Source organism: Mesorhizobium kowhaii, assembly GCF_003253745.1.
Taxonomy (GTDB): Bacteria; Pseudomonadota; Alphaproteobacteria; order Rhizobiales; family Rhizobiaceae; genus Mesorhizobium; species Mesorhizobium kowhaii.
On sequence record NZ_MZXV01000032.1, the window covers coordinates 763,567 to 783,958 of the forward strand.

The window sequence follows — 20,392 nt, forward strand, 5'->3', positions numbered from 1 at the left end:
TATTCGGCCTACTGCATTTGTAGTATTCTTCCGCTAGGGAAGGAGGTCTCTTCCAGAGACGGGGTCCACCATGCTGCCCAGCGATGCTTCGAAAGCTCAGGCGCTCGATGCCCTGTCGGCTCGCGAGCGGGCGGTCGCGGAAAAATTTGCAGCCGGCCTGACCTATCGGGAGATCGGCAAGGCGCTTTTCATTGCCCCGACCACTGTTCGCACCCACCTTGCGACCATCTACGAAAAACTTGGGGTGCGTAACAAGATCGGGCTCGCGGCGCACTTTACCGATGCCTCCGGCGCGCCGCCGGAGGCACTTCCACCTTTGTCCGACGCCTCGCCGATGCTCGCCATATTCCCGATCGAATGCCTGAATTCCGAAGAGCGCTGGCGCCGCTTTGCCGACGGCCTGTCGTCTGACATCACCATCGACCTAGCACGATACGCGGGTTTGCCCGTCATCGCTTTCCACACGATGAAATCGCTGGGCAGCAAGCCCGCCGATTTCGCGGCCGACGGCAAGGCGCTCGGCGTCGCCTATATCGTGTCGGGTCAATTGCGCGCGGACGACCAGAGGGTTCGATTGACGATAGAGCTTGCCGACGCACGCAACGGCGTCAGCCTGTGGAGGGAGCGTTACGACCGCCCGGTCGAGGATATTTTCGCGCTCCAGGACAACCTGACCGAAAGCATCATCAACGTGCTCGTCGGTAGTTACGGAACGCTGGCCACGGTCGGCCGCAATGCGGTTCGCCGCAAGCCGCCGACCAGCCTGCGGGCCTATGACTGCTATCTGCTTGCCATCGAACAGCACACCACGGTCAGCCGCTCCGGCACTGCAGAGGCAATCCGACTGTTTTCACGCGCGCTGGAGCTTGACCCTACATTCGCCAACGCTTGGGCCGAACTCGCTTATGCCTATTCGATCGAGGCCTGCAACGGCTTCGGAGACGATCTGCCAACATCGATCGAGAACTGGCGGACCGCGGCCGAAACGGCGCTGCGGCTCGACCCGAGCGACAGCTGCGCCCATGCTTGCCTTGTCAATCTCAGGGCATGCCTCGGCGACCTCGATGGGGCGGAGCGTGCGTATCGGTGCGCTTTCGAATACGGCTCCCACCATGCCGGCATACTGCCGCTGCTGGCCGGATGCAGAGCTCTTGTCGTCGGCGATCCGTCCGAGGCGATCCCGCTCATCGAGCGTGCGATGCGCCTCAACCCACTGGCCCCGCCCTGGTATTTCGGCATGCAGGGCCGCGTCCTGTTCGCCGCCGACCGGCATGAGGAGGCCATTGCGGCGCTGCGCAGAAGCTTGCCCGAGTCGCCGGACGTGCTGATGTTCCTGGCGCTCGCGCATGCGGCCATGGGCGAGACCGGCGAGGCGGCCAGGATCGCAGCCCGCCTGAAAGCTGACTTTCCGAGCTTTTCGGTCGAACGCTTCATCGCAGGCTACCCCGTGAAGAACCCGGACGCGTTGCTTGCCATCCGCCACGGCGCTGAACAGGCAAGACTCCCCTAAGGTTTTGCCCAATTCCGAAAACCCGGGACGATCGCTGACTATGCGGTGCTGATCCAGAACGCAGTGAAAGAAATTGGAGGGGTCATCGATATCAACATCATGGATGCGGCCTTTGGTGACGGCGGTACGTTTGTCCAAACGTCTCGAAATGGCGCACCCGCGGCCTCCAGAGCGGTCGCCGGTAATATCCGCTTTAAGGCAGTGGCACAGGTAACCTTAATGACTGATATAGGCGCTAGTTGCCCGTTCCGGCGGCCGGCTCAAACGGCAAAACCTGACCCTAGTCGGACATTCCAGGCCCAAATTTTCTCCCAAATAGCGGACCTTCAGCGGAACTCACCGCTTTGGCCCAAACTGGAAACTGGAGTGACTAGTCCATCGCCTCGCGCCGAGCCGGCATGCCGGAGCCTTCGCCAGCGACACAATGATCGCCTCAGCCGTCGACATTGTCCTCGCTTCGTGAACGACTGCACCCTTACGGTCGAGCACGCAGACAGCAGACATATGTCTCTTCCATTGAGATATCCAAACCTGCACGCCCGAACCACTGGACCTCAGGCCAAACTCGCCCGCTTTGCGCCTTCCCGGATCGCGGTGATGGCCACAGGATTTGTGACCGGATATCCCACAATGAACCCCTCTGGAGTGAACTCGGGGAACTCGGTGCGCAGTCGCCTTGCGATCTTGCTCGCCCCGGCCTCATCCCCAATCAGCGCGTTGGCCATCGCCTGGAACAGCAGGGTGGCAGGCGAGTGGGCCGGAGCCTGATGGAAGGCCGTCAGGCATTCCTTGTACTGGCCAGAGACAAAACAGCATCGGCCAAGCATTCCATGATACCAGGAGACTTGGGAATTGTAGCGGATCGCTCGGCTCGCAAGTTCGCAGCCCTTCTGTGGGTCGCCAGCAACGAACGCCAGATTTCCCGCGAGCATGGCCAGGTTATCGGCGCAGTGGGGCGCGGCCGAGAGGATTCGGTCCTGCTCATCGAGAGCGGCGTCGAAATTTCCCTGCAAAGCCCAAAGTGACGCAATGCAAAGACGCGCATCGGTATCGCCCGGATCAAGCTCCAGCGCCCTTTCCATGCACTGCGCAAATCGCTGCATTGCAGCGGCCCTGTCGCCGATAAAGCCATTGAATGCCCCGACGCTGTAGGCGAGTCCGAGCAAGGTCCATGCTCGCGAGAGCCCGGGATCGAGTTCCACCGCCTTGGATAGAAGACGGATTGCTTCCGCGTTGGAGAGCCGGGTGTAGAGGTCGTGCTGCTCGGCGCCGAGCAGATAGCAATCATATGCCTGCAAATTCGCCGGAGGCTTGCGCCGGACGACATCCCGCCGGAACTTCACCAGTCTCCCGCCGCAACTGGCCAGAACGTTGACGACGTTTTCGGTGACCATGTCCTGCATCGCGAACAGGTCGTCGCCCGACTGATCGTACCGTGCCGACCAAAGGTCGGCTCCGCTGCCGGCATCGGCAAGCTGCACGGAGACGCGGATCTGACCTCCGGCGGCCTGCAGGGTTCCCTCAAGGACATAGTCTGCGTTCAGTTCGCGCCCGATGGACCGGATGTCGCCGCCCCTCCCCCGGTATGAAAGCATGGTCTGGCGGGAGATGACGGCAAGGTCAGGATAGCGCGCGAGATCGGCAATGATGTCCGCCGACAAGCCGTCCGCCAAGCGGTTCCAACGCTCGTCCGAGCCAAGGTTGTCGAACGGTAGGACGGCCATGACCGATGGCCCGGATCGAGCATGGGCAAGAGATTGTTCGGATTTATAACGGTGATCCGCAAAGAGGGCGGCCAGCGCCGTTTTGCTGGAAACGCCAAGCTTCCGATAGATCGTGGACAAGTGCGTTCTGACCGTGGCGGGCGATATGAACAATGTCCTGCCAATTTCCCGATAGGACATACCCTCGGCGAACTTGGCGGCAACGACCCACTCACGCTCGGAAAGCGCTTGCAGCAGCTTTGTTGGATCCACATGTTGGAGCATTATTTCACGTATCGGATCAGCAGAATTCCGGGAAACTTTAGCACAGTTTTCTTGGCTGCATGATCGAAATGCTGCATTTGCACTCCGAACTGAACGGCAGCTTTCCGCCAATGCGACCGTTCATTTATCGCCACAGGAACGTCAACGGGTCGCGGATCGCCGTATGGCTGCGCGCCAGCCGTTTGATCTTCCGACGGAAGGCAATCTTTCCGTCGGCGTCGAAACCGACGATATGAAAGACCTCCTTGCCGATGTCGATGCCGATCGTCGTCGGCGCTGCGCTCTCTGCTCGGGTTTCTATGGACTGCTTCTCCTTCCCTTCGCGGGCAACAGTCTTTGCAGACTAACCCGCCGGCGTAGCAGCCGGTTCATCCCATTAGCGGAAGTTCGCTTCCGCTCAGCCGAACTCACGCCCATGACCCGATGCTGCCGTTCAGTCTCGCGATCTTGAAGGTCCGGAAAAGCGGTGCGAGCCGACATTCGCCTAGGCCACCTTGGGTGTGTGTTTGCTCCGAAAGCGAAGATATGAATTGTAGAGTGTTGCTGTCCGGCGCGCGACGGTCGTGATAGATTTCCGGCCAGCGAGGTTAGCATCATGCCGGAGATCGCCTCTTGGCTGGCCCGCCTTGGGCTCGACAAGTACATTGAGGCGTTCAGCGCGAACGAAGTTGATTTCGATGCACTTCGGCATCTCACGGAAGACGACCTGAGGGAGCTGGGCCTACCCGTCGGCCCGCGTCGCAAGGTTCTGGCGGCGATTTCCGCATTGGACGACGACACCATGTCGCCCGCGAGTTCCGTGTCCGCTCCGGGATCAGCGGCGCCTGTACGCGAGGCCGAGCGGCGGCAACTGACCGTGGTGTTCATCGACCTCGTGGGGTCGACCGAGCTGTCACAGCGGCTCGATCCGGAGGAAATGCGCGACGTCATCCGTGCCTACCAGAGTGCGGTGTCGGCGGAGATTGCACGCTACGAGGGTTTTGTTGCCAAGCTCATGGGCGATGGCGTGCTCGCCTATTTCGGCTGGCCCAGGGCGCATGAAGACGATGCTGAACGGGCAGTGCGCGCAAGCCTGGCGGCAACAGCGGCGACCGCTAGCCAGACGACGCCATCGGGCGAACCTCTTGCAGCCCGCATTGGCATCGCCACCGGCCTTGTCGTGGTCGGCGACCTGGTTGGCGAAGGGTCAGCGCAGGAAGAAGCGGTCGTCGGTGAAACGCCCAACCTTGCGGCACGCATGCAGGCCCTGGCCGAACCGAACACCGTCGTGATTGCCGGCGGCACGCACAGGCTGGTCGTCGGGTTGTTCGACATGATCGATCTCGGCCACCGCCAGCTCAAGGGCTTCGCAACTCCCATCCGCGCCTGGCGCATTATCGGCGAGGCCGACACGGAGGGGCGCTTTGATGCGCTGCATGGAGTTGCGACGCCTCTGGTGGGGCGATCCGAGGAACTCGAGCTTCTGCTTCAACGCTGGCAGCAGGCTCGGGCAGGAAACGGCCAGGCGGTATTGCTGTCTGGTGAACCGGGCATCGGCAAATCGCGACTGATAGCCGCGCTGGAAGAGCGATTGAGCGCCGAGCCGCACGCCCGGTTGCGCTATTTCTGTTCGCCCTACCACCTGAACAGCGCGCTCTACCCGGTGATCAAGCAGCTCGAGCGTGCTGCGGGACTGGTGCGCAGCGACAGTTCGGAGACGAAGCTCGACAAGCTCCAGACTCTGTTGGGACAGGCTGTCCCCGACATTGCCGAAACGGTACCATTGTTGGCGGAGTTGCTGTCGATCGACACCCTTGGCCGCTATGCGCCCCTGAAGCTGACACCGCAGGCGCGTAAATCACGTACGCTGACAACCCTGCTCCAACTACTCGAAGGATTCGCGGCGCGACAGCCGGTTCTGATGATTATCGAGGATGCCCATTGGATCGACCCGACGACCAGCGAATGGCTCGACATGCTGATCGACGGCCTACAAAGCGTGCCGGTTCTTCTCATCATCACCTTCCGCCCTGAGTTCAAGCCACGGTGGACGCCGCTATCGTACGTCACCGCGGTATCGCTTAGACGCCTTGATCACGGTCAGGGATCAGCGATCGTCGACCGGGTGGCTGGTGGCAAGATGCTGCCCACCGACGTTAGAAACCAAATTCTGGCCAAGACCGAGGGCGTGCCCCTATTCGTCGAAGAACTGACGAAGACTGTTCTCGAGTCCGGCCTCCTTACCGATGAAGGCGACCACTATGTCCTGTCGCGGACGTTGCCCTTCCTTGCGATCCCGTCGACGCTGCACGATTCGTTGATGGCCCGCCTCGACCGGCTCGCTCCGGTCAAGGAGGTGGCACAGATCGGCGCCTGCATCGGCCGTGTCTTCCAGCATCGTCTGCTGGCTGCTGTGACCGGCTACGATAATGCCCGGCTCGAGGGCATCCTGCAGCAACTTGAAAAGTCCGAACTCGTTTTTCGGCGCGGCGTCCCGCCCGAGGCGACCTACACGTTCAAGCATGCATTGGTCCAGGACACTGCCTATCAGAGCCTGCTGAAAAGCCGGCGGCAACACATCCACGCCAGCATCGCGTCAGAGCTGGAGGCGCAGTTCCGCGAGATCGTCGAGGCCGAACCTGAGACGCTGGCGTACCACTACGCTGCCGGCGGCCTTCCTCAGCAAGCCGTCGACTTTTGGCTGAAGGCTGGCCAACAAGCCCTGAAGCGATCGGCCCATCCTGAGGCGATTGCCAACTTAGGCAAGGGACTCGAATTGGTTGCGTCCTTGCCGGACGCAGAGAGTCGCCTGCGACAGGAGATTCATCTCCAGACGGCTTTGGGCGTGACCATGATGGCAACCAGGGGCTTTGCAGCGCCGGAGGTCCTGCAGGCCTTCTCCGAAGCCCGTACGCTTGCCGAGAAACTGGGTGACACGGACCAGTTGTTCGTCGCGCTCTGTGGTGAAGCCTCGTACCACATGATTTCCGGCAATTTGCCCGCCGCTGACGAACTCGGCCTTCAGTGCCTGGATCTCGCGCGGGCATCCGGCCACCAGGCCCTACTCATCGAGGCACATCATCGGCAATGGGCCACCAAATACTACATCGGAGACTACACTGCCGCCGAACACCATTTAGATTATGGTATCGCGACCTACGATCCCGATCGGGATCATCGCTTGACTTACATCTATACCGGACACGACCCAGGCGTCTGCTGCAGGAACTTTTCTGCGCTGATGCTTTGGCTTCGCGGTTATCCTGACCAAGCCCTTGTCCGTTGCCAAGAAGCCGTAACCTTGGCCGAACGAGTATCTCATCCCTTTACGATGGCGATGGCGCAGTCGATCTTGACCGACCTTCATCTCTTGCGGCGCGAACCCGCCGAAGGGCGCCGCTATCTAGACAAATCAATCGCGCTGTCAAAGGAATTCGGCCTGCGGCGCGAGATGTCCGAGGGCAGATTCCAACTCGGCTGGGCGCTCGCTGAGGAGGGGCATTGGGTGGAGGGCATCCGGGAGATGCGCGAGGGACTTGCAGCTATCACAGCGATGGGTGCGGGAGCTGGCTTGCAACACAACCTCTGTGTTCTGGCGCGGGCCTGCGGCGAGTGTGGTGGGGCAAGCGAAGGGCTGCCTCTATTGGATAGGGCGTTGAATATCGTCGCAGAGTTCGGTTCGAAACATCTTGTGCCTGAGCTGTTCCGCACCAAGGGTGAACTCCTGCTCCAGCAAAATCCCCAAGATGATACCGCCGAAAGCTGGTTCCGAAAGGCCCTGATCCTAGCCTGTGACCAAGGCACGAAATCGCTGGAGTTGCGGGCGGCTCTTAGCCTCGCGCGGCTGTGCCACGCTCGGGACCGAGACGGAGAGGCTCGCGACCTGCTGACTCCAGTATATGCTTGGTTTACCGAAGGTCTCGATACGCGCGACCTCGTCGAAGCAAAGGAACTACTCGATCAATTTAGATAGATGCACTTTCAGAAGCACCAAGATCAAACCGAGCACGCCGAGCATCAGCGACTGACCCTGGCCACTAACGTTGAGGTCTACTTTTGCGACCCTCGGTCGCCATGGCAGCGCGGCTCCAACGAAGACACCAACCGATTGCTGCGCCAATATCTACCGCGTGGCACCGACCTGTCCTTGCATAGCCAGGCTAAGCTCAGCGCCATCGCGCGGCAGCTCAACGAACGCCCCAGAAAGACCTTGCTCTATAAGACCCAGCGGAGAAGTTCGCTGAGTGTGTTGCAGCGATCGGTTGAACCCGCCGCCCAAAGGAGGCATTCGAGCGCTAACCGCGGGACAGCTTACTGGCTTGTAGCCGCCGTCGATGGCGGTCAACACAACATGCCTTCGGCTCAGCGGACCGCGGCGCGTCGTTCGAGCGTACGCGCGTATTGCGTCAGCGGAAAACACATGACGAAAAAGATCAGCGCCACCAGCCGTAGACCTTGAAGGGCTCGAAGGTGGCATTGTTGATGGCGTTGGAGGTCCGCACCAGCTCCTCGAAGCCGATGATCGAGGTGAGCGCCGTCGACTTGATGAGCTGCACCAGGAAGCCGACGGTCGGTGCGCGGGTGATCGAAAATGCCTGCGGCAGGATGATCAGCCTCAGCTCCTGCAGATAGTGCAGGCCGAGGCTGGCGCCGGCATCCCACTGGCCACGCGGCAGCGCGTCGACGCCGCCGCGCCAGATCTCGGCGAGATAGGCACTGGCGAAGAAGGTGAGGCCCAGCACCGCCGCCGTCCACGGCTCGATGCGAAGCCCGAGCATCGGCAGGTCGAAGAACATCGTGCTGCTTGCCTTCCATTTCGGCTTTCATGGCGTCGGCATCTGGATCGGCCTGTCGTCGGGGCTGGCCGTGGTGGCGGCGCTGCTGCTGGCGCGCTGGCTGCGCCGGGATCGCCTGGCACCGCCGCTCGCCTTCGGACGTTGAAAGCAAAATGGCTACCGGTTGCCCGGCAGCAGAAAGCTGACTGGCGGCTTCGGGCCTCGAATATTCAATAGCGGACCTTCAAGTCGGTGCGAGTATCGTCGTGACGTGACCAACACGGAAATTCGCCGCCCGGTGCATAGAAGGATGCTTTCCGACTCGTTTCGGACATCGCGGGCACCCCAAAACCAGGGCAGGATTCAGTGCCGCGTTGCGACGGGCGCCCGACCTGTCCCCAGCGTCTTGGCGAGCGTGATCGAGGGCAGTTCGCCGAACTGGCGCCCGTACTCGGCGGAAAAGTGGCCGAAATGCCAGAAGCCAAACCGTGACGCCACATCTGTCACCGTCCGCTCGGAGGAAGGGTGGGTGAGAGCCCGGCGCACGGCGTTGAGGCGCAGTTCGAGCAGCATGGCTTTGGGGGGACGGCCAAAGGCCTCCACGCAGGCCACGAAAAGCGTGCGTTCTTTAACTCCCAATTCTTCGCACATTGCGCTGATGTTCACGGGCGCCTCGACATGGCCCAGCAGCATGTCCCTCAGCTTCATAGCAACAAGCGCGCGCCGGTGCAGCGGTTCCGCGACATCGGTTGACGGCACCATGCCGAGGACAACATCGACGATCTGGTCTTCGATAGCTGTCAAGGCGTCCGGTAGGATGGCGCCGTCGGCGCCGTTGAGCAGCGACCGCAGAAGTCTTGCCAAGGCGGTCCCACGCTTGACGATCTCCTGCTCGGCCATCTTGAACGGTCGGTCCAGATATTTCCTGTCGAGGCCAGGTGCGCCTCTGCGAATCTGCATCCAGTGCTCGATCTGATCGACCGGAATGACAGCCTGAGCCAGGTCGGTATGGCCGTTTGCTATGAATGCAATGTCGTCACAAGGCCCGGCCAGGACTGGCTGACCGCTCGCAATTTGCCGCCCGCGCACATGCAGCGATCCTTCCGCGACGATCGGAAGGCCGACGAACCAGCAACGTGCCGGCGCGCTGCCGCGCTGCATGATTCCCGGTTTCCAGCGTTCTCGCCCGACCTGCAGCGTGTTGAGGACGACCATGCTCAAGCTGCCTTCGAAGCGGCCGCGGCCGATATGGTTGTATTTCTGATCCCAGCCGACCGCACTCGCGGCCATCATGTCGAAGTCCGTATAGCGGGCCTTGACGGAAGCCAAGATCTCTATCCGACGATTGTCTCGACCGACCGGCCACCCCATTGGCGTTCCCTCTGCGGGCTCATCCAGGTCTCTATTATCAGACCTCACCTCGATCGGCTACCGCAACGGCATCTGCGGCTGCTCGCCGCTGCAGGATTCGGATAGCGGTCCGCCGGGATGGCGCATACCGTAAGGTCACCCCCCTTGATCCGTTGCCAGGATCGAAGCGGACACCAGCCAAACAAGCGAGCCACGAAGATGAGCTTCTACCGAAAACAAGCCGCAATGACGACACGCTACAGACAGGGTCTCATCGCAGCCGCAGTCGTCGGTTCGCTGAGCCTCACGAGCGCGCATGCGCAGGACAAGACTCCGGGCTACAACCACAAAATACCCGACAAGATCATGACACCGGATTCGGTCGAGACGCGGATCGGCACGCTCAAATTCGACGACGGCGTGCCCACCGTCGAGACAACGCAAAAGGTCTACGACAACCTCGACTTTCTCCGCGGCATCGAGGTTTTCCTCAACTTCATTCCTGCCGCATCTGTGGAAGCGACCCGCCTGAGCGGCACCGAACGGGGCGCGACCAAGAGCAATCAGGCGGTCATCTACGACGACTTGCTCGATTCCTCGACGCTGATGCTCACGGCCAATACGGACACCGTGTACCTCTTTGGTTTTCTGGACCTCGAGGCTGATGGCCCCACCGTCGTCGAGATTCCGGCGGGCTCCGGACCCGGCACCGTGGACGACGCTTTCTTCCGCTTCGTGACGGACGTGGGCCCTCCCGGTCCTGATCGCGCCAAGGGCGGCAAGTACCTGATCGTCCCCGACTGGTTCAAGGGCGAGCTCCCGAAGGACAAGAAGGACGGCGGCGAGTACTTTATTGCCCGCTCGCCGTCGAAGGTGAACCTTCTCATCCTGCGCGGTTTCCTCAAGGACGGGAAGCCCGACGCGTCATCCAAGCTGTTCCGCGAAGGCGTCAAGATTTATTCGTTGAGCAAGGCGACCAATCCGCCCGCCATGGAATTCATCAACAGCTCGAAGGTGGCGTTCAACACGATCCACGCCAACAATTTCGAGTTCTACGAGGAGCTGGATCACGTGCTCCAGAATGAGCCGCTCGAATTCATCGATCCGGAGCTGCGCGGCCTTGCGGGGAGCATCGGCATCGTCAAGGGCAAGAAATTTGCCCCCGATGAGCGGATGAAGAAGATCCTCACCGATGCCGTCGCCATCGGCAACGCCACCGCGCGGGCGATCAACTTCCGCAACCGCGATCCGCGCTCTCCCTTCTACCCGAACAGCCAGTGGCGGACCGGCTTCATCGCGAACGACTACCGCTGGCTCGGCGGCGACGAGATGGCTGGCCGCGACCAGGATGCTCGCACGAATTTCTTCTACATGGCCACGGTGAACACACCGGCTATGGCTGCGCGGATACCCGGCCGCGGTTCGCAGTACGCGCTGAGTGTGGCGGACACGTCCGGCAACCCGTTTGACGGCGCCAAGTCCTACCGCGTCAACATTCCCGCGAACGTCCCCGCGCAGGACTTCTGGTCGATGGTCGTTTACGACCCGCAGACGCGATCCGAGCTGCAAACCCCGCAGCCTTACCCCAGCAAGAACAACAAGCGTGACAAGCTGATCGCCAACGCCGACGGCTCGGTCGATCTCTACTTTGGTCCCAAGGCCCCGGCCGGCAAGGAGGTCAACTGGACCCAGACCGTTCCCGGCAAGGGCTGGTTCGCGATTTTGCGCCTCTACGGCCCGCTTGACCCGTGGTTCGACAAAACGTGGCGGCCGGGAGAGATCGAGCTGATGAAGTGAGTAACGCAGTCAAATATCGGAGGAGAACAGTCATGAAGATCAGCCACAAACGAGCCATCCTTGCCTTACTGACCAGCGGGCTGATGCTCACAGGCGCGTACGCGCAGACGACGCCCGACAGCGTGAAGACGCGCGCCGGCGATCTCAAGTTCGAGCAGGGTTTCCCCACCGACGAGACGACGCGCATGGTGTTTGACGAAATCGACTATCAGCGTGCCGTGCAGGCCTATTTGTGGGCCTATCCGGCGGTTTCATTCGAGTCTATCCGGCTCGCGACCAAAAGCGACCTCGGCGCTGACCTCAACGACTTCGTTATCGCCGACAACTATGCGAACCCCAAGGCCGTCTGGCTCACCGCAAACGACACCACCATCTACGCTCTTACCAACGTGGACCTTGAGAAGTCGGGACCGCTTGTCGTCGAGATTCCGCCCGGCGCGATCGTCGGGTTGATCGACGATTTCTGGCAGAGATCGCTCACCGACGTCGGTCTGCCCGGACCCGACGCCGGGAAGGGCGGAAAGTTTCTGCTGCTCCCGCCCGGCTACAAAGGCGACGTCCCGCAGACCGGCTACTACGTTGTTCAGGCAACAATGAACAACAACAACGCCATGATCCGCGGCATTATTCAGAACGGCGACAAGGATGGTGCCGTCGCGAACGTCAAGAAGGTCAAGGTCTATCCGCTGAGCGAGAGCGCCAACCCGAAGCCGAACAAGTTCGTCTCAATGTCGGAGAACCCCTCAAACACCCTTCCGCCCCCGGGGATCGCATTCTGGGAGCGTCTTTCGTCGGTCATAAACAACAACCCCATTCACGAGCGCGACCTGTTCGTCCTGGGCATGCTCAAGCCGCTTGGCATCGAGAAAGGCAAGGAGTTCAAACCGGACGCACGGCAAAAGGCCATCCTCGAAGAAGCGGCGCTGGTGGGCGATGCCATGGGCCGCGTGATGCTGATGGAAGGGCCCCACCGATTCCGCCAGGTCGGGGAAGGTCTCGAAAGTGAGCCGTTTCCCGGAACGAACTGGCACTGGTGTTTCCAGGTGAATCCCGTCCAGCAGACCGATACCTACGGCCAGATCGATGAACGGCTCCATTACACCTATGGCGCCATCTACACGACACCCGCGCTTGGCGTCATGAAGGCCGGCCCCGGTGGAAATTACGTCCAGGCGTTCAAGGACAAGGACGGCAACCGTTTCCACGGCGACAAGAAGTACCATCTGCACGTTCCCGCCAACCCGCCGGCGGAGGCGTTCTGGTCGCTGACGCTCTATGACACCGCGACCCGCTCGATGATCCAGAACCCGCCTAGCGACTCGGCACTCTCGGGCCTAGACAAGCTCAAGGCCAATGCGGACGGCTCGATCGACCTTTACTTCGGCCCTGCTGGAAGCGCCCCCGCGGGTCTCGAAGCCAACTGGATCGAAACGGTTCCCGGCAAGGGCTTCTACCCGTTCTTTCGCTTTTACACCCCGAAAGAAGGGTTGTTCGACGGTACATGGAAGCTGCCGGACGTCGAGGAGATGAAGTGAGCTGGAGGTAAGTGCAGGAGTGAAATCAAACGCCGAAGAACACTATGGAGGCTATCATGAAGACCAACTACTCAAGACGCGATCTTATGACTACCGCCGCCGCGCTCGCGGTCACCAGCATGACCAGCAGTACGACGACGCAGGCAGCAACGCAGACGCCCGAGGCCTCTGCCATCAAAACCCGCAAGGCTTCGTGCAATTGCGGACAGCTCACCGCTACCTGCACAGGCCCCGACCCGGAGCGGAGATCTCTGTGCTTCTGCAAAAACTGCCAGATGCGGACGGGCAGCGCGTTCTCCATACAAACACGGTTTCCACGCAGTCAGGTGACGGTCGAAGGCAAATCGAAGGCGTGGAAGTTTCCCATCGAAGGCGCTCAGCCGGTCACGTATCGCTCCTGCGACAGCGAGGGGGTCACGTACTACTTCTGCCCCGAGTGCGGTTCGAACGTTTACTATGACATTGCCGTCGCCCCCGACTTCGTAGGGATCAAAGTCGGCGCCTTCACCGATCCCACGTTCCCGCCGCCAATCATTTCGGGCTTCGAAGAGTACCGGTTTCCTTGGGCGATGAACATAGAGGCCCTGCCGATGCCGGGGGGACATCATGCCTAGCTGCGGAGCGAGGCCGGCCGGGCAACCTGTTCAGCGCGCCTGCGCCCGTTGTTCGAGCGTACGCGCGTATTGCGTCAGCGGAAAACACATGACGAAAAAGATCAGCGCCACCAGCCCGTAGACCTTGAAGGGCTCGAAGGTCGCATTGTTGATGGCGTTGGAGGTCCGCACCAGCTCTTCGAAGCCGATGATCGAGGTGAGCGCCGTCGACTTGATAAGCTGCACCAGGAAGCCGACGGTCGGCGCGCGGGTGATCGAAAATGCCTGCGGCAGGATGATCAGCCTCAGCTCCTGCAGATAGTGCAGGCCGAGGCTGGCGCCGGCGTCCCACTGGCCACGCGGCAGCGCGTCGACGCCGCCGCGCCAGATCTCGGCGAGATAGGCACTGGCGAAGAAGGTGAGGCCGAGCACCGCCGCCGTCCACGGCTCGATGCGAAGCCCGAGCATCGGCAGGCCGAAGAACATCGTGCTGCTTGCCTTCCATTTCGGCTTCCATGGCGTCGGCATCTGGATCGGCCTGTCGTCGGGGCTGGCCGTGGTGGCGGCGCTGCTGCTGGCGCGCTGGCTGCGCCGGGATCGCCTGGCGCCGCCGCTCGCCTTCGGTCATTGAAAGCAAAAACGGCCGCCGGTGCCCGGCGGCCGTTTTTCATTCTCGGTCAGTTGCCCTCGGACGACATCGCGCCGAGCAGCCTGCGGATATCACCGAACCTGGCGATCGAGCCGAACACCAGCGCTGCCACCGCGACGAAGAACACCGACACCGAAGCCATGGTCGGTGTGTAGCCGTAGCGCAGCGCGTTGAAGATCTTGATCGGCAGCGTCTCGGTGGTGAAACCGATCGTCATGTAGGCGACGATGTATTCGTTGAGCGACAGCACGAACGCAAACGCGTAGCCGGAGACGAGATAGGGCAGGATCAGCGGCAGCACCACCGTCTTCAGCACGGCGCGGTCGTCGGCGCCCATGGTCGCGGCGGCCTCGACCAGCGACCGGTCGATCGAGGCAAAGCCGAGCGACAGCGTCACCAGCGGCAGCGTCACGAAGAAGATGGCGTGGCTAATGATGGCGGTGAAGAACTGGCCAAACAGCCCGACCGTCGCCCAGAAGGTGAGGAAGCCGAGCGCGGTGATCACCGGCGGCAGGATGAAAGGGGCGAGCCCCAGCACCTGGAAGATGTTCGCCCAGGGCGCGATGCGCCGCCACAGGAACCAGGCGAGCGGCAGCGCGATGGCGACCGCGATCGCCACCGAGCAGACGGCGAGCGTCACCGAATGGATCAGCGCCAGCCGCCATTCCGGATCGGCAAATATCTGACCATACCAGGCGAGCGAGAAGCCTTTCGGCGGGAAGGTCAATTCCTGCCGCGCGTTGACCGAGACGCCAGCGACAACGATCAGCGGCGCGGCCAGGAACAAAGCCACGACGGTGAAATAGAGCCGGCGAAGGAAGGTAGCGGTCATAGTGCGTTCTCCTTGCGCCCGACAAGCAGCATCAGCCCGACCAGCGCCAGCGAGATCAGCACCAGGAAGACCGCCATGGCCGCCCCGAACGGCATGTTGGACTGGTAGATCGCCTGGTCGGTGATCAGCACCGACAGCGTCCAGTGGCGTGGCCGGCCGAGGATCTGCGGCAGCAGATAGGAGCCGAGCGCGAAGACGAAGACCATGATCAGCGTCGCCACGATGGTGTTGCGCAGCGCCGGCGTCACCACGTTGAAGAAGGCCTTGACCGGCGAGGCGCCGAGCGTGCGGGCGGCTTCGAGCAGCGTCGGGTCGAGACGCACCAGGGCCGGATAGAGCACCAGGATGGTGTAGGGCAGTGCCTGGTAAACCATGCCGGCCAGCACCGCGCCGAAGGTCGGCAGCAGCGCCACCGGCTTGTCCATCAGCCCGAGCGCGACGAAGAGATTGGTGATGCCGGCGGTCTGCGAAAACAGCGTCGACCAGGCAAAGCCGATGATGACTTCCGACAGCGACAGCACCGACAACAGGCCGACCAGCCACAGCGTCTGCACCCGGCGCGAGCGCTTGGTCAGCAGATAGGTGAACGGAAAGGCGATGCAGACGCAGCAGACGGCGACCAGCACCGCCAGCATCAGCGAAAAGCCGAGCACGCCTGCGAAGAAGGTGGTCAGGAACCGGGCATAATTGTCGACGACGAAATCGGGCGTGTAGAAACCGGCCGGATTGCGCTTGAAGAAGCTGACGGCGATCATCGTCGAGAACGGCACGACGAAGAACACCACGAGCATCAGCCCGGGGAACAACAGCGGCGTATAGTCGGCGAATGATTTCGGGACTTCGCGTCTCATGACCCGAGCACCACGCAGCTCTCGGGGGGCAGGGTGACGCCGACCTTTGCGCCGACCGAGACGTTGGGTCTTTCGCGCGGCGTCGCCACCGCGATGATGCTGGTGCCGCCGACCTCGACGAAGGTTTCGATGGTGCCGCCGAGGTCGCGCACGAACGTCACCTGGCCGGTGATGGCGCGGCTGCCGGGTTCGCCCAGATGCACGTCTTCGGGACGGATCGACACCGAGGCCTTGGTGACGCCGGCCGGCATGGCGAGGCCCGGAATGGCGGTGCCGAGGATGGTGGTGCGCCCGGCGCTGTCGACCTCGGCCGGCAGAAGGTTGGTGATGCCGATGAAATCGGCGACGAAGGCGTCGGCCGGCTTGCGGTAGATCTCGATCGGCGGCGCTGCCTGCAGGATCCTGCCGTTGCCCATGACCACGACTAGGTCGGCCATGGTCATCGCCTCGCGCTGGTCGTGGGTGACGACGATGGTGGTGATGCCCAGCCGCTGCTGCAGCTGGCGCAATTCCACCTGCATGGCCTCGCGCAACTTGGCGTCGAGCGCCGAAAGCGGCTCGTCGAGCAGGAACAGCTTCGGCGACAGCGCGAGCGCACGGGCGATCGCTACGCGCTGGCGCTGGCCGCCAGACAGTTTCGCCACCGGCCGGTCGGCAAAACCGGGCAGATGGATCAGCGTCAGCAACTCGTCGACGCGCTTCTTCTGCTCGTCCTTCGAGGCGCCGCGGATGCGCAGCGCGTAGGCGATGTTGTCGCCGACCGAAAGATGCGGAAACAGCGCCAGCGACTGGAACACCATGCCGAGATTGCGCTTGTGGGTCGGCAGCGGCGTGATGTCCTCGCCGTCGAGCACGATGGCGCCGCTGGTCGGCTCCTCCAGCCCGGCGATCATGCGCAGCAGCGTGGTCTTGCCGCAGCCGGATGGTCCAAGCAGGCAGACGAAGGTGCCATGCGGCACATTGAGCCGCACATTGTCGACCGCGATGAAATTGCCGAAGGTCTTGGTGATGGCGTTGATATCAAGTCCGGACATGGGTCACCTCTCTCGGGCATTGCGCTGCAAGGGCCGCCGGATACTGCCCGGCGGCCGGCTAATGCATGTCGCCCAAAAGTGGCCCCGGTTTTGGGGCAACGACATGCATGAAACAAAGACCTAGAGCGCGGCGCCTGAATCCGATCAAACGCGACGCGCTTTAGGCTGCATGCGGTTTGGCTCAGCCGACGATCAATTCGGTCCACTTCTGGTTGATCCAGTCGGCCTTCGACGTATAGAGGTCGTAGCGCGGAATGATCGGCTCGATCTCCGACGACACCGATGCGAACTCGGCCGGCGTCAGGTCGAGCACCTCCTTCTTCAACGTCGGCGTGGTGCCGACCTTGCGCGACATCACGCCCTGCATCGACGGCTGGCTCATATAGTCGATGAAGACATGCGCCTCGTCGACCTTGGTCGAAGCGCGCGACAGGACCCAATTGCCGGAGTCCTGGATGCCGCCCTCCTTCGGGAAGGTGGTGCGGACATGGAAGCCGTCGGCGATCGCGAGGCCGGTGACGTCGTGATAATACTGGCCCATCGGGATTTCGCCCGACTTCAGCGCCTGTTCAAACTGCGCCTCATCGCGATACCACAGACGCACATTGGGCTTGACCTCGGCAAGCTTCTCGAACGCCTTGTTCAGCCCTTCCTCGGTGTCGAGGGCATTGGTGCCGCCCATGAAGGTCTTGGCCGTCACTTCGAGCAGGAACGAGTTGGAGGCGAGCGCCAGCAGGCCGAGCTTGTCCTCGTTCGCCTTGTCCCAGAACGCCGCCCAGGAGGTTGGCGCCTCCTTGTAGACATCGGTGTTGGAGACCAGCGTGATCCACCAGGCCACCGCGCCGATGCCGGCGACGCGGCCATCCGGATATTTGTTGATGAAGCGGGGCAAGAGGTCGCCGTAATGCTTGAATCTGGAAGTGTCGAGCGGCGTCCACAGTTCGGTCGACTGGCCCTTCAGTGTCGAGGTCTGCGACATCATCGAAAGATCGGCCGGCGCCTGGCCGGCCTTGGCCGCCTGTTCGAGCTGCACCAGCCACGCCTCGCCGGTCGGCTCGGCGACCGATTCCACCGCGATGCCGGTGGCCTTGGTGAAATCGGGGAAGACGTGCTCGTCGAAGGATTTCTTGAAGTAGCCGCCGTAGACGCCGACCTTGAGCGACTTGTCCTGCGCCCGCAGGATCGACGGCATGGCGAGCACGCCGGCCGTCGCCAGGCCGGCGCCAAGCACGCCGCGCCGGCTGATGGGTGTTGCGATCAATCTGTTCATCTGGTCTCTCCTCTGTTTATGCCGGATCCCCGGCTGGTTCCCTTAATTCCGTTGCTCGCCGCTTTTTTGCGGCTCAGTGAGCCGCCGCGCGTCGTTCGAGCGTACGCGCGTATTGCGTCAGCGGAAAACACATGATGAAAAAGATCAGCGCCACCAGCCCGTAGACCTTGAAGGGCTCGAAGGTCGCATTGTTGATGGCGTTGGAGGTCCGCACCAGTTCCTCGAAGCCGATGATCGAGGTGAGCGCCGTCGACTTGATAAGCTGCACCAGGAACCCGACGGTCGGCGCGCGGGTGATCGAGAACGCCTGCGGCAGGATGATCAGCCTCAGCTCCTGCAGATAGTGCAGGCCGAGGCTGGCGCCGGCATCCCACTGGCCACGCGGCAGCGCGTCGACACCGCTGCGCCAGATCTCGGCTAGATAGGCACTGGCGAAGAAGGTGAGGCCGAGCACCGCCGCCGTCCACGGCTCGATGCGAAGCCCGAGCATCGGCAGGCCGAAGAACATCAAGAACAGCTGCATCAGCAGCGGCGTCCCCTGGAACAGGGCGATATAGCCGGAGGCAAGGCGCCGGCTCCATTTATTCTTGGCGATCCTGAAGAACAGCACGACCATGCCGACCACGCCGCCGCCAACGAAGGCGGCCAGCGACAGCAGCACCGTCCAGCGGGCGGCGAGCAGCAGGTTGCGTACAATGTCCCAGAAGGTGAATTCGATCATGACACGCCAGCCCCCAGGACGCGGCGTCCGCCCGTGACCAACAGCCGGCGCAACGCCATCGACAGGGCGAGATAGACCATCGTCACGACAAGATAGGTCTCGAAGGAACGGAACGTGCGTGCCTGCAGCATATCGGCCTCGTAGGTAAGCTCGCGTACCGCGATCTGCGACACCACGGCGGACTCCAGCATCATGATGACGATCTGGCTGGTCAGCGCCGGAAAGATCACCTTGAGCGCCTGCGGCAGCACGATCTTGATGAAGACCTGGCGTGACCTCAAGCCCAGCGCCAGGGCTGCTTCCGTCTGTCCGCCGGGCACCGCGTCAAGCCCGGCGCCGACGATCTCGATGGTGTAGGCCGCCATGTTGAGCGTCATGGCCAGGATGGCGGCCAGCACCGGATCGAGCCTGATGCCGAGGCTGGGCAGTCCGAAGAAGATGAAGAACAGCTGCACCAGGAACGGCGTGTTGCGGATCACCTCGACATACCAGGCGATCGCCCGTTTGAGCAGTACGGGGCCGTTTCGCCGTCCCGCGGCACCCAGGATGCTGAGAAACGTTCCCGCCAGCGTGGTCACGGCGATCAACAGGATCGTCGTGACCGCTCCGCGCGCTATGTCGCTCGCAGCACCTGGAAGCCAGGCAAAGGCCACCGGAGCTCAATCCTTGAGGTTGTCGGGGTTGAGCGGCGTCTTCAGCCAGGCCTGCGAGCTTGCGTCCAGCTTGCCGTCCGCCAGCATCTTGGCGATGGCGTCGTTGACCGCCTTCTTCAGGCTGTCTTCATTCTTGTTGAGACCGATATGCGAAGGCGAGGTCAAAAGCTGGAACTTCTGCTCCGGCTTCAGCACGTCCTGCTTGGCCAGCACCTGCGCGCCGACATCGTTGCCGACGACCATCAACTGCGTCTGGCCGGAGATGAAGGCCTGGATCACCGAATTGTAGTTGTCGAAACGCTTGATGTCGGCCGACGCCGGTGCTGCTTCGGTCAGCGAGGTGTCTTCGAGCGTGCCGCGGTTGACGGCGATCGACTTGTCGGCAAGGTCTTCCTTGCCTTTGACCGCCAGCGCCGCCGGACCGATCACGGCGATGTAGTAGGGCGCGTAGGCAGCAGCGAAGTCGATCACCTGCTCACGCTCCTTCGAATAGCCGACGCTCATCAAGAGGTCGACGCGATGGTCGTTCAGGTACGGGATGCGGTTCTGGCCGGTGACGGCGACGGGGTTGAGCTTCACCTTGAGTGTGTCGGCAATGTATTGCGCGACATCCATGTCATAGCCCTTGAGGCTCATGTCGGCGCTGGCCGAGGAGAAGGGCGGGAAATCGGCGAAGACGCCGACATTGATGGTGCCGGCCTTGGTGATGTCTGCCAGCGCGTCGGCATTGGCAGCCTGTGTGGTGAAGCCGAGGCCAGCGGTTCCCAGCATCAGAACGGCGGCGATGGATGATTTGAGTGTGATACGGATCGTCATTTTTATTCCCCTCTGGAGGCTTTGTTTGTTTGGGTCGGC

General features: G+C 62.0%; 14 protein-coding genes and 6 pseudogenes. 8 read left to right on the plus strand and 12 right to left on the minus strand.

All coding sequences use genetic code 11. The features are described from left to right. The first annotated feature begins 70 nt into the window (after positions 1-70). Entirely contained in the window at positions 71-1,510 is a 1,440-nt protein-coding gene (locus B5V02_RS16490) for a LuxR C-terminal-related transcriptional regulator (protein WP_111545166.1), read from the plus strand. 393 nt (positions 1,511-1,903) lie between these two features. Here the strand turns inward: B5V02_RS16490 and B5V02_RS41550 are convergent. Next, positions 1,904-2,027, minus strand: a pseudogene (locus B5V02_RS41550) (IS110 family transposase); the annotation flags it as partial. 37 nt (positions 2,028-2,064) lie between these two features. Next, positions 2,065-3,498 carry a LuxR C-terminal-related transcriptional regulator gene (locus B5V02_RS16495; protein ID WP_111545167.1) on the minus strand — a complete coding sequence of 478 codons (1,434 nt, stop codon included), beginning with the start codon at positions 3,496-3,498 and terminating at the stop codon, positions 2,065-2,067. A 595-nt stretch (positions 3,499-4,093) separates the two neighbouring features. On the opposite strand from B5V02_RS16495, the gene B5V02_RS16500 reads away from it, so the two are divergent. Beyond that, positions 4,094-7,450: an adenylate/guanylate cyclase domain-containing protein gene (locus B5V02_RS16500; RefSeq protein WP_111545168.1), complete on the plus strand. Its 3,357-nt coding sequence runs from the start codon at positions 4,094-4,096 to the stop codon at positions 7,448-7,450. A 69-nt stretch (positions 7,451-7,519) separates the two neighbouring features. Continuing rightward, positions 7,520-7,743: pseudogene (locus B5V02_RS16505) on the plus strand (IS30 family transposase); the annotation flags it as partial. A gap of 96 nt (positions 7,744-7,839) precedes the next feature. Here B5V02_RS16505 and B5V02_RS16510 read toward each other — a convergent pair. Next, positions 7,840-8,273 (minus strand): annotated as a pseudogene (locus B5V02_RS16510) (amino acid ABC transporter permease); the annotation flags it as partial. A 1-nt stretch (position 8,274) separates the two neighbouring features. Between B5V02_RS16510 and B5V02_RS16515 the strand changes: the two are divergent. After that, positions 8,275-8,418: pseudogene (locus tag B5V02_RS16515) on the plus strand (MATE family efflux transporter); the annotation flags it as partial. Positions 8,419-8,615: 197 nt separating this feature from the next. On the opposite strand, the gene B5V02_RS16520 reads toward B5V02_RS16515, so the two are convergent. Further along, a complete protein-coding gene (locus tag B5V02_RS16520; RefSeq protein ID WP_167458513.1) occupies positions 8,616-9,581 on the minus strand; it encodes a helix-turn-helix domain-containing protein in 966 nt (321 codons plus the stop codon). Positions 9,582-9,821: 240 nt separating this feature from the next. Here B5V02_RS16520 and B5V02_RS16525 point away from each other — a divergent pair, with 240 nt between their 5' ends. Genes B5V02_RS16525 through B5V02_RS16535 form a run of 3 tightly spaced genes read left to right on the plus strand, consistent with a single transcriptional unit; the run spans position 9,822 to position 13,548 of the window. Then, positions 9,822-11,399, plus strand: a complete 1,578-nt coding sequence (locus B5V02_RS16525; protein WP_245445941.1) for a DUF1254 domain-containing protein — start codon at positions 9,822-9,824, stop codon at positions 11,397-11,399. A 32-nt stretch (positions 11,400-11,431) separates the two neighbouring features. Beyond that, positions 11,432-12,934, plus strand: a complete 1,503-nt coding sequence (locus B5V02_RS16530) for a DUF1254 domain-containing protein (RefSeq protein ID WP_111545171.1) — start codon at positions 11,432-11,434, stop codon at positions 12,932-12,934. A gap of 56 nt (positions 12,935-12,990) precedes the next feature. Beyond that, positions 12,991-13,548 (plus strand): GFA family protein, encoded by a 558-nt coding sequence (locus B5V02_RS16535; RefSeq protein ID WP_208647083.1) that lies wholly within the window; start codon positions 12,991-12,993, stop codon positions 13,546-13,548. Positions 13,549-13,578: 30 nt separating this feature from the next. On the opposite strand, the pseudogene B5V02_RS16540 reads toward B5V02_RS16535, so the two are convergent. Further along, positions 13,579-14,013: pseudogene (locus B5V02_RS16540) on the minus strand (amino acid ABC transporter permease); the annotation flags it as partial. A gap of 1 nt (position 14,014) precedes the next feature. On the opposite strand from B5V02_RS16540, the pseudogene B5V02_RS16545 reads away from it, so the two are divergent. Then, positions 14,015-14,158 (plus strand): annotated as a pseudogene (locus B5V02_RS16545) (MATE family efflux transporter); the annotation flags it as partial. A 46-nt stretch (positions 14,159-14,204) separates the two neighbouring features. On the opposite strand, the gene B5V02_RS16550 reads toward B5V02_RS16545, so the two are convergent. The 7 genes from B5V02_RS16550 to B5V02_RS16580 form a co-directional block, all read right to left on the minus strand. Continuing rightward, positions 14,205-15,008, minus strand: coding sequence for an ABC transporter permease (locus B5V02_RS16550; RefSeq protein ID WP_111545172.1), 804 nt, complete (start codon positions 15,006-15,008; stop codon positions 14,205-14,207). Then, positions 15,005-15,859 (minus strand): ABC transporter permease, encoded by an 855-nt coding sequence (locus tag B5V02_RS16555; protein ID WP_111545173.1) that lies wholly within the window; start codon positions 15,857-15,859, stop codon positions 15,005-15,007. Before B5V02_RS16555 ends, B5V02_RS16550 begins: the two co-directional genes overlap by 4 nt. After that, positions 15,856-16,893, minus strand: a complete 1,038-nt coding sequence (locus B5V02_RS16560) for an ABC transporter ATP-binding protein (protein WP_111545174.1) — start codon at positions 16,891-16,893, stop codon at positions 15,856-15,858. Before B5V02_RS16560 ends, B5V02_RS16555 begins: the two co-directional genes overlap by 4 nt. A 181-nt stretch (positions 16,894-17,074) precedes the next feature. Then, a complete protein-coding gene (locus B5V02_RS16565; protein WP_111545175.1) occupies positions 17,075-18,163 on the minus strand; it encodes an ABC transporter substrate-binding protein in 1,089 nt (362 codons plus the stop codon). Between the two features lie 73 nt (positions 18,164-18,236). Continuing rightward, complete coding sequence (locus B5V02_RS16570; protein ID WP_111545176.1) at positions 18,237-18,884, minus strand: amino acid ABC transporter permease; 648 nt, start codon at positions 18,882-18,884, stop codon at positions 18,237-18,239. Next, positions 18,881-19,537: an amino acid ABC transporter permease gene (locus B5V02_RS16575; protein WP_111545177.1), complete on the minus strand. Its 657-nt coding sequence runs from the start codon at positions 19,535-19,537 to the stop codon at positions 18,881-18,883. The genes B5V02_RS16570 and B5V02_RS16575 overlap by 4 nt, the downstream gene beginning before the upstream one ends. 6 nt (positions 19,538-19,543) lie before the next feature. After that, positions 19,544-20,353 (minus strand): transporter substrate-binding domain-containing protein, encoded by an 810-nt coding sequence (locus tag B5V02_RS16580; RefSeq protein WP_111545178.1) that lies wholly within the window; start codon positions 20,351-20,353, stop codon positions 19,544-19,546. Positions 20,354-20,392: the final 39 nt, after the last annotated feature.

Bases quoted from the DNA above. Each gene is read 5' to 3' on its own strand.
- B5V02_RS16525 (WP_245445941.1), top strand. From the start codon at position 9,822: ATGAGCTTCTACCGAAAACAAGCCGCAATGACGACACGCTACAGACAG.
- B5V02_RS16490 (WP_111545166.1), top strand. From the start codon at position 71: ATGCTGCCCAGCGATGCTTCGAAAGCTCAGGCGCTCGATGCCCTGTCG.
- B5V02_RS16500 (WP_111545168.1), top strand. From the start codon at position 4,094: ATGCCGGAGATCGCCTCTTGGCTGGCCCGCCTTGGGCTCGACAAGTAC.
- B5V02_RS16530 (WP_111545171.1), top strand. From the start codon at position 11,432: ATGAAGATCAGCCACAAACGAGCCATCCTTGCCTTACTGACCAGCGGG.
- B5V02_RS16535 (WP_208647083.1), top strand. From the start codon at position 12,991: ATGAAGACCAACTACTCAAGACGCGATCTTATGACTACCGCCGCCGCG.
- B5V02_RS16550 (WP_111545172.1), bottom strand. From the start codon at position 15,008: ATGACCGCTACCTTCCTTCGCCGGCTCTATTTCACCGTCGTGGCTTTG.
- B5V02_RS16495 (WP_111545167.1), bottom strand. From the start codon at position 3,498: ATGCTCCAACATGTGGATCCAACAAAGCTGCTGCAAGCGCTTTCCGAG.
- B5V02_RS16560 (WP_111545174.1), bottom strand. From the start codon at position 16,893: ATGTCCGGACTTGATATCAACGCCATCACCAAGACCTTCGGCAATTTC.
- B5V02_RS16555 (WP_111545173.1), bottom strand. From the start codon at position 15,859: ATGAGACGCGAAGTCCCGAAATCATTCGCCGACTATACGCCGCTGTTG.
- B5V02_RS16570 (WP_111545176.1), bottom strand. From the start codon at position 18,884: ATGATCGAATTCACCTTCTGGGACATTGTACGCAACCTGCTGCTCGCC.
- B5V02_RS16580 (WP_111545178.1), bottom strand. From the start codon at position 20,353: ATGACGATCCGTATCACACTCAAATCATCCATCGCCGCCGTTCTGATG.
- B5V02_RS16565 (WP_111545175.1), bottom strand. From the start codon at position 18,163: ATGAACAGATTGATCGCAACACCCATCAGCCGGCGCGGCGTGCTTGGC.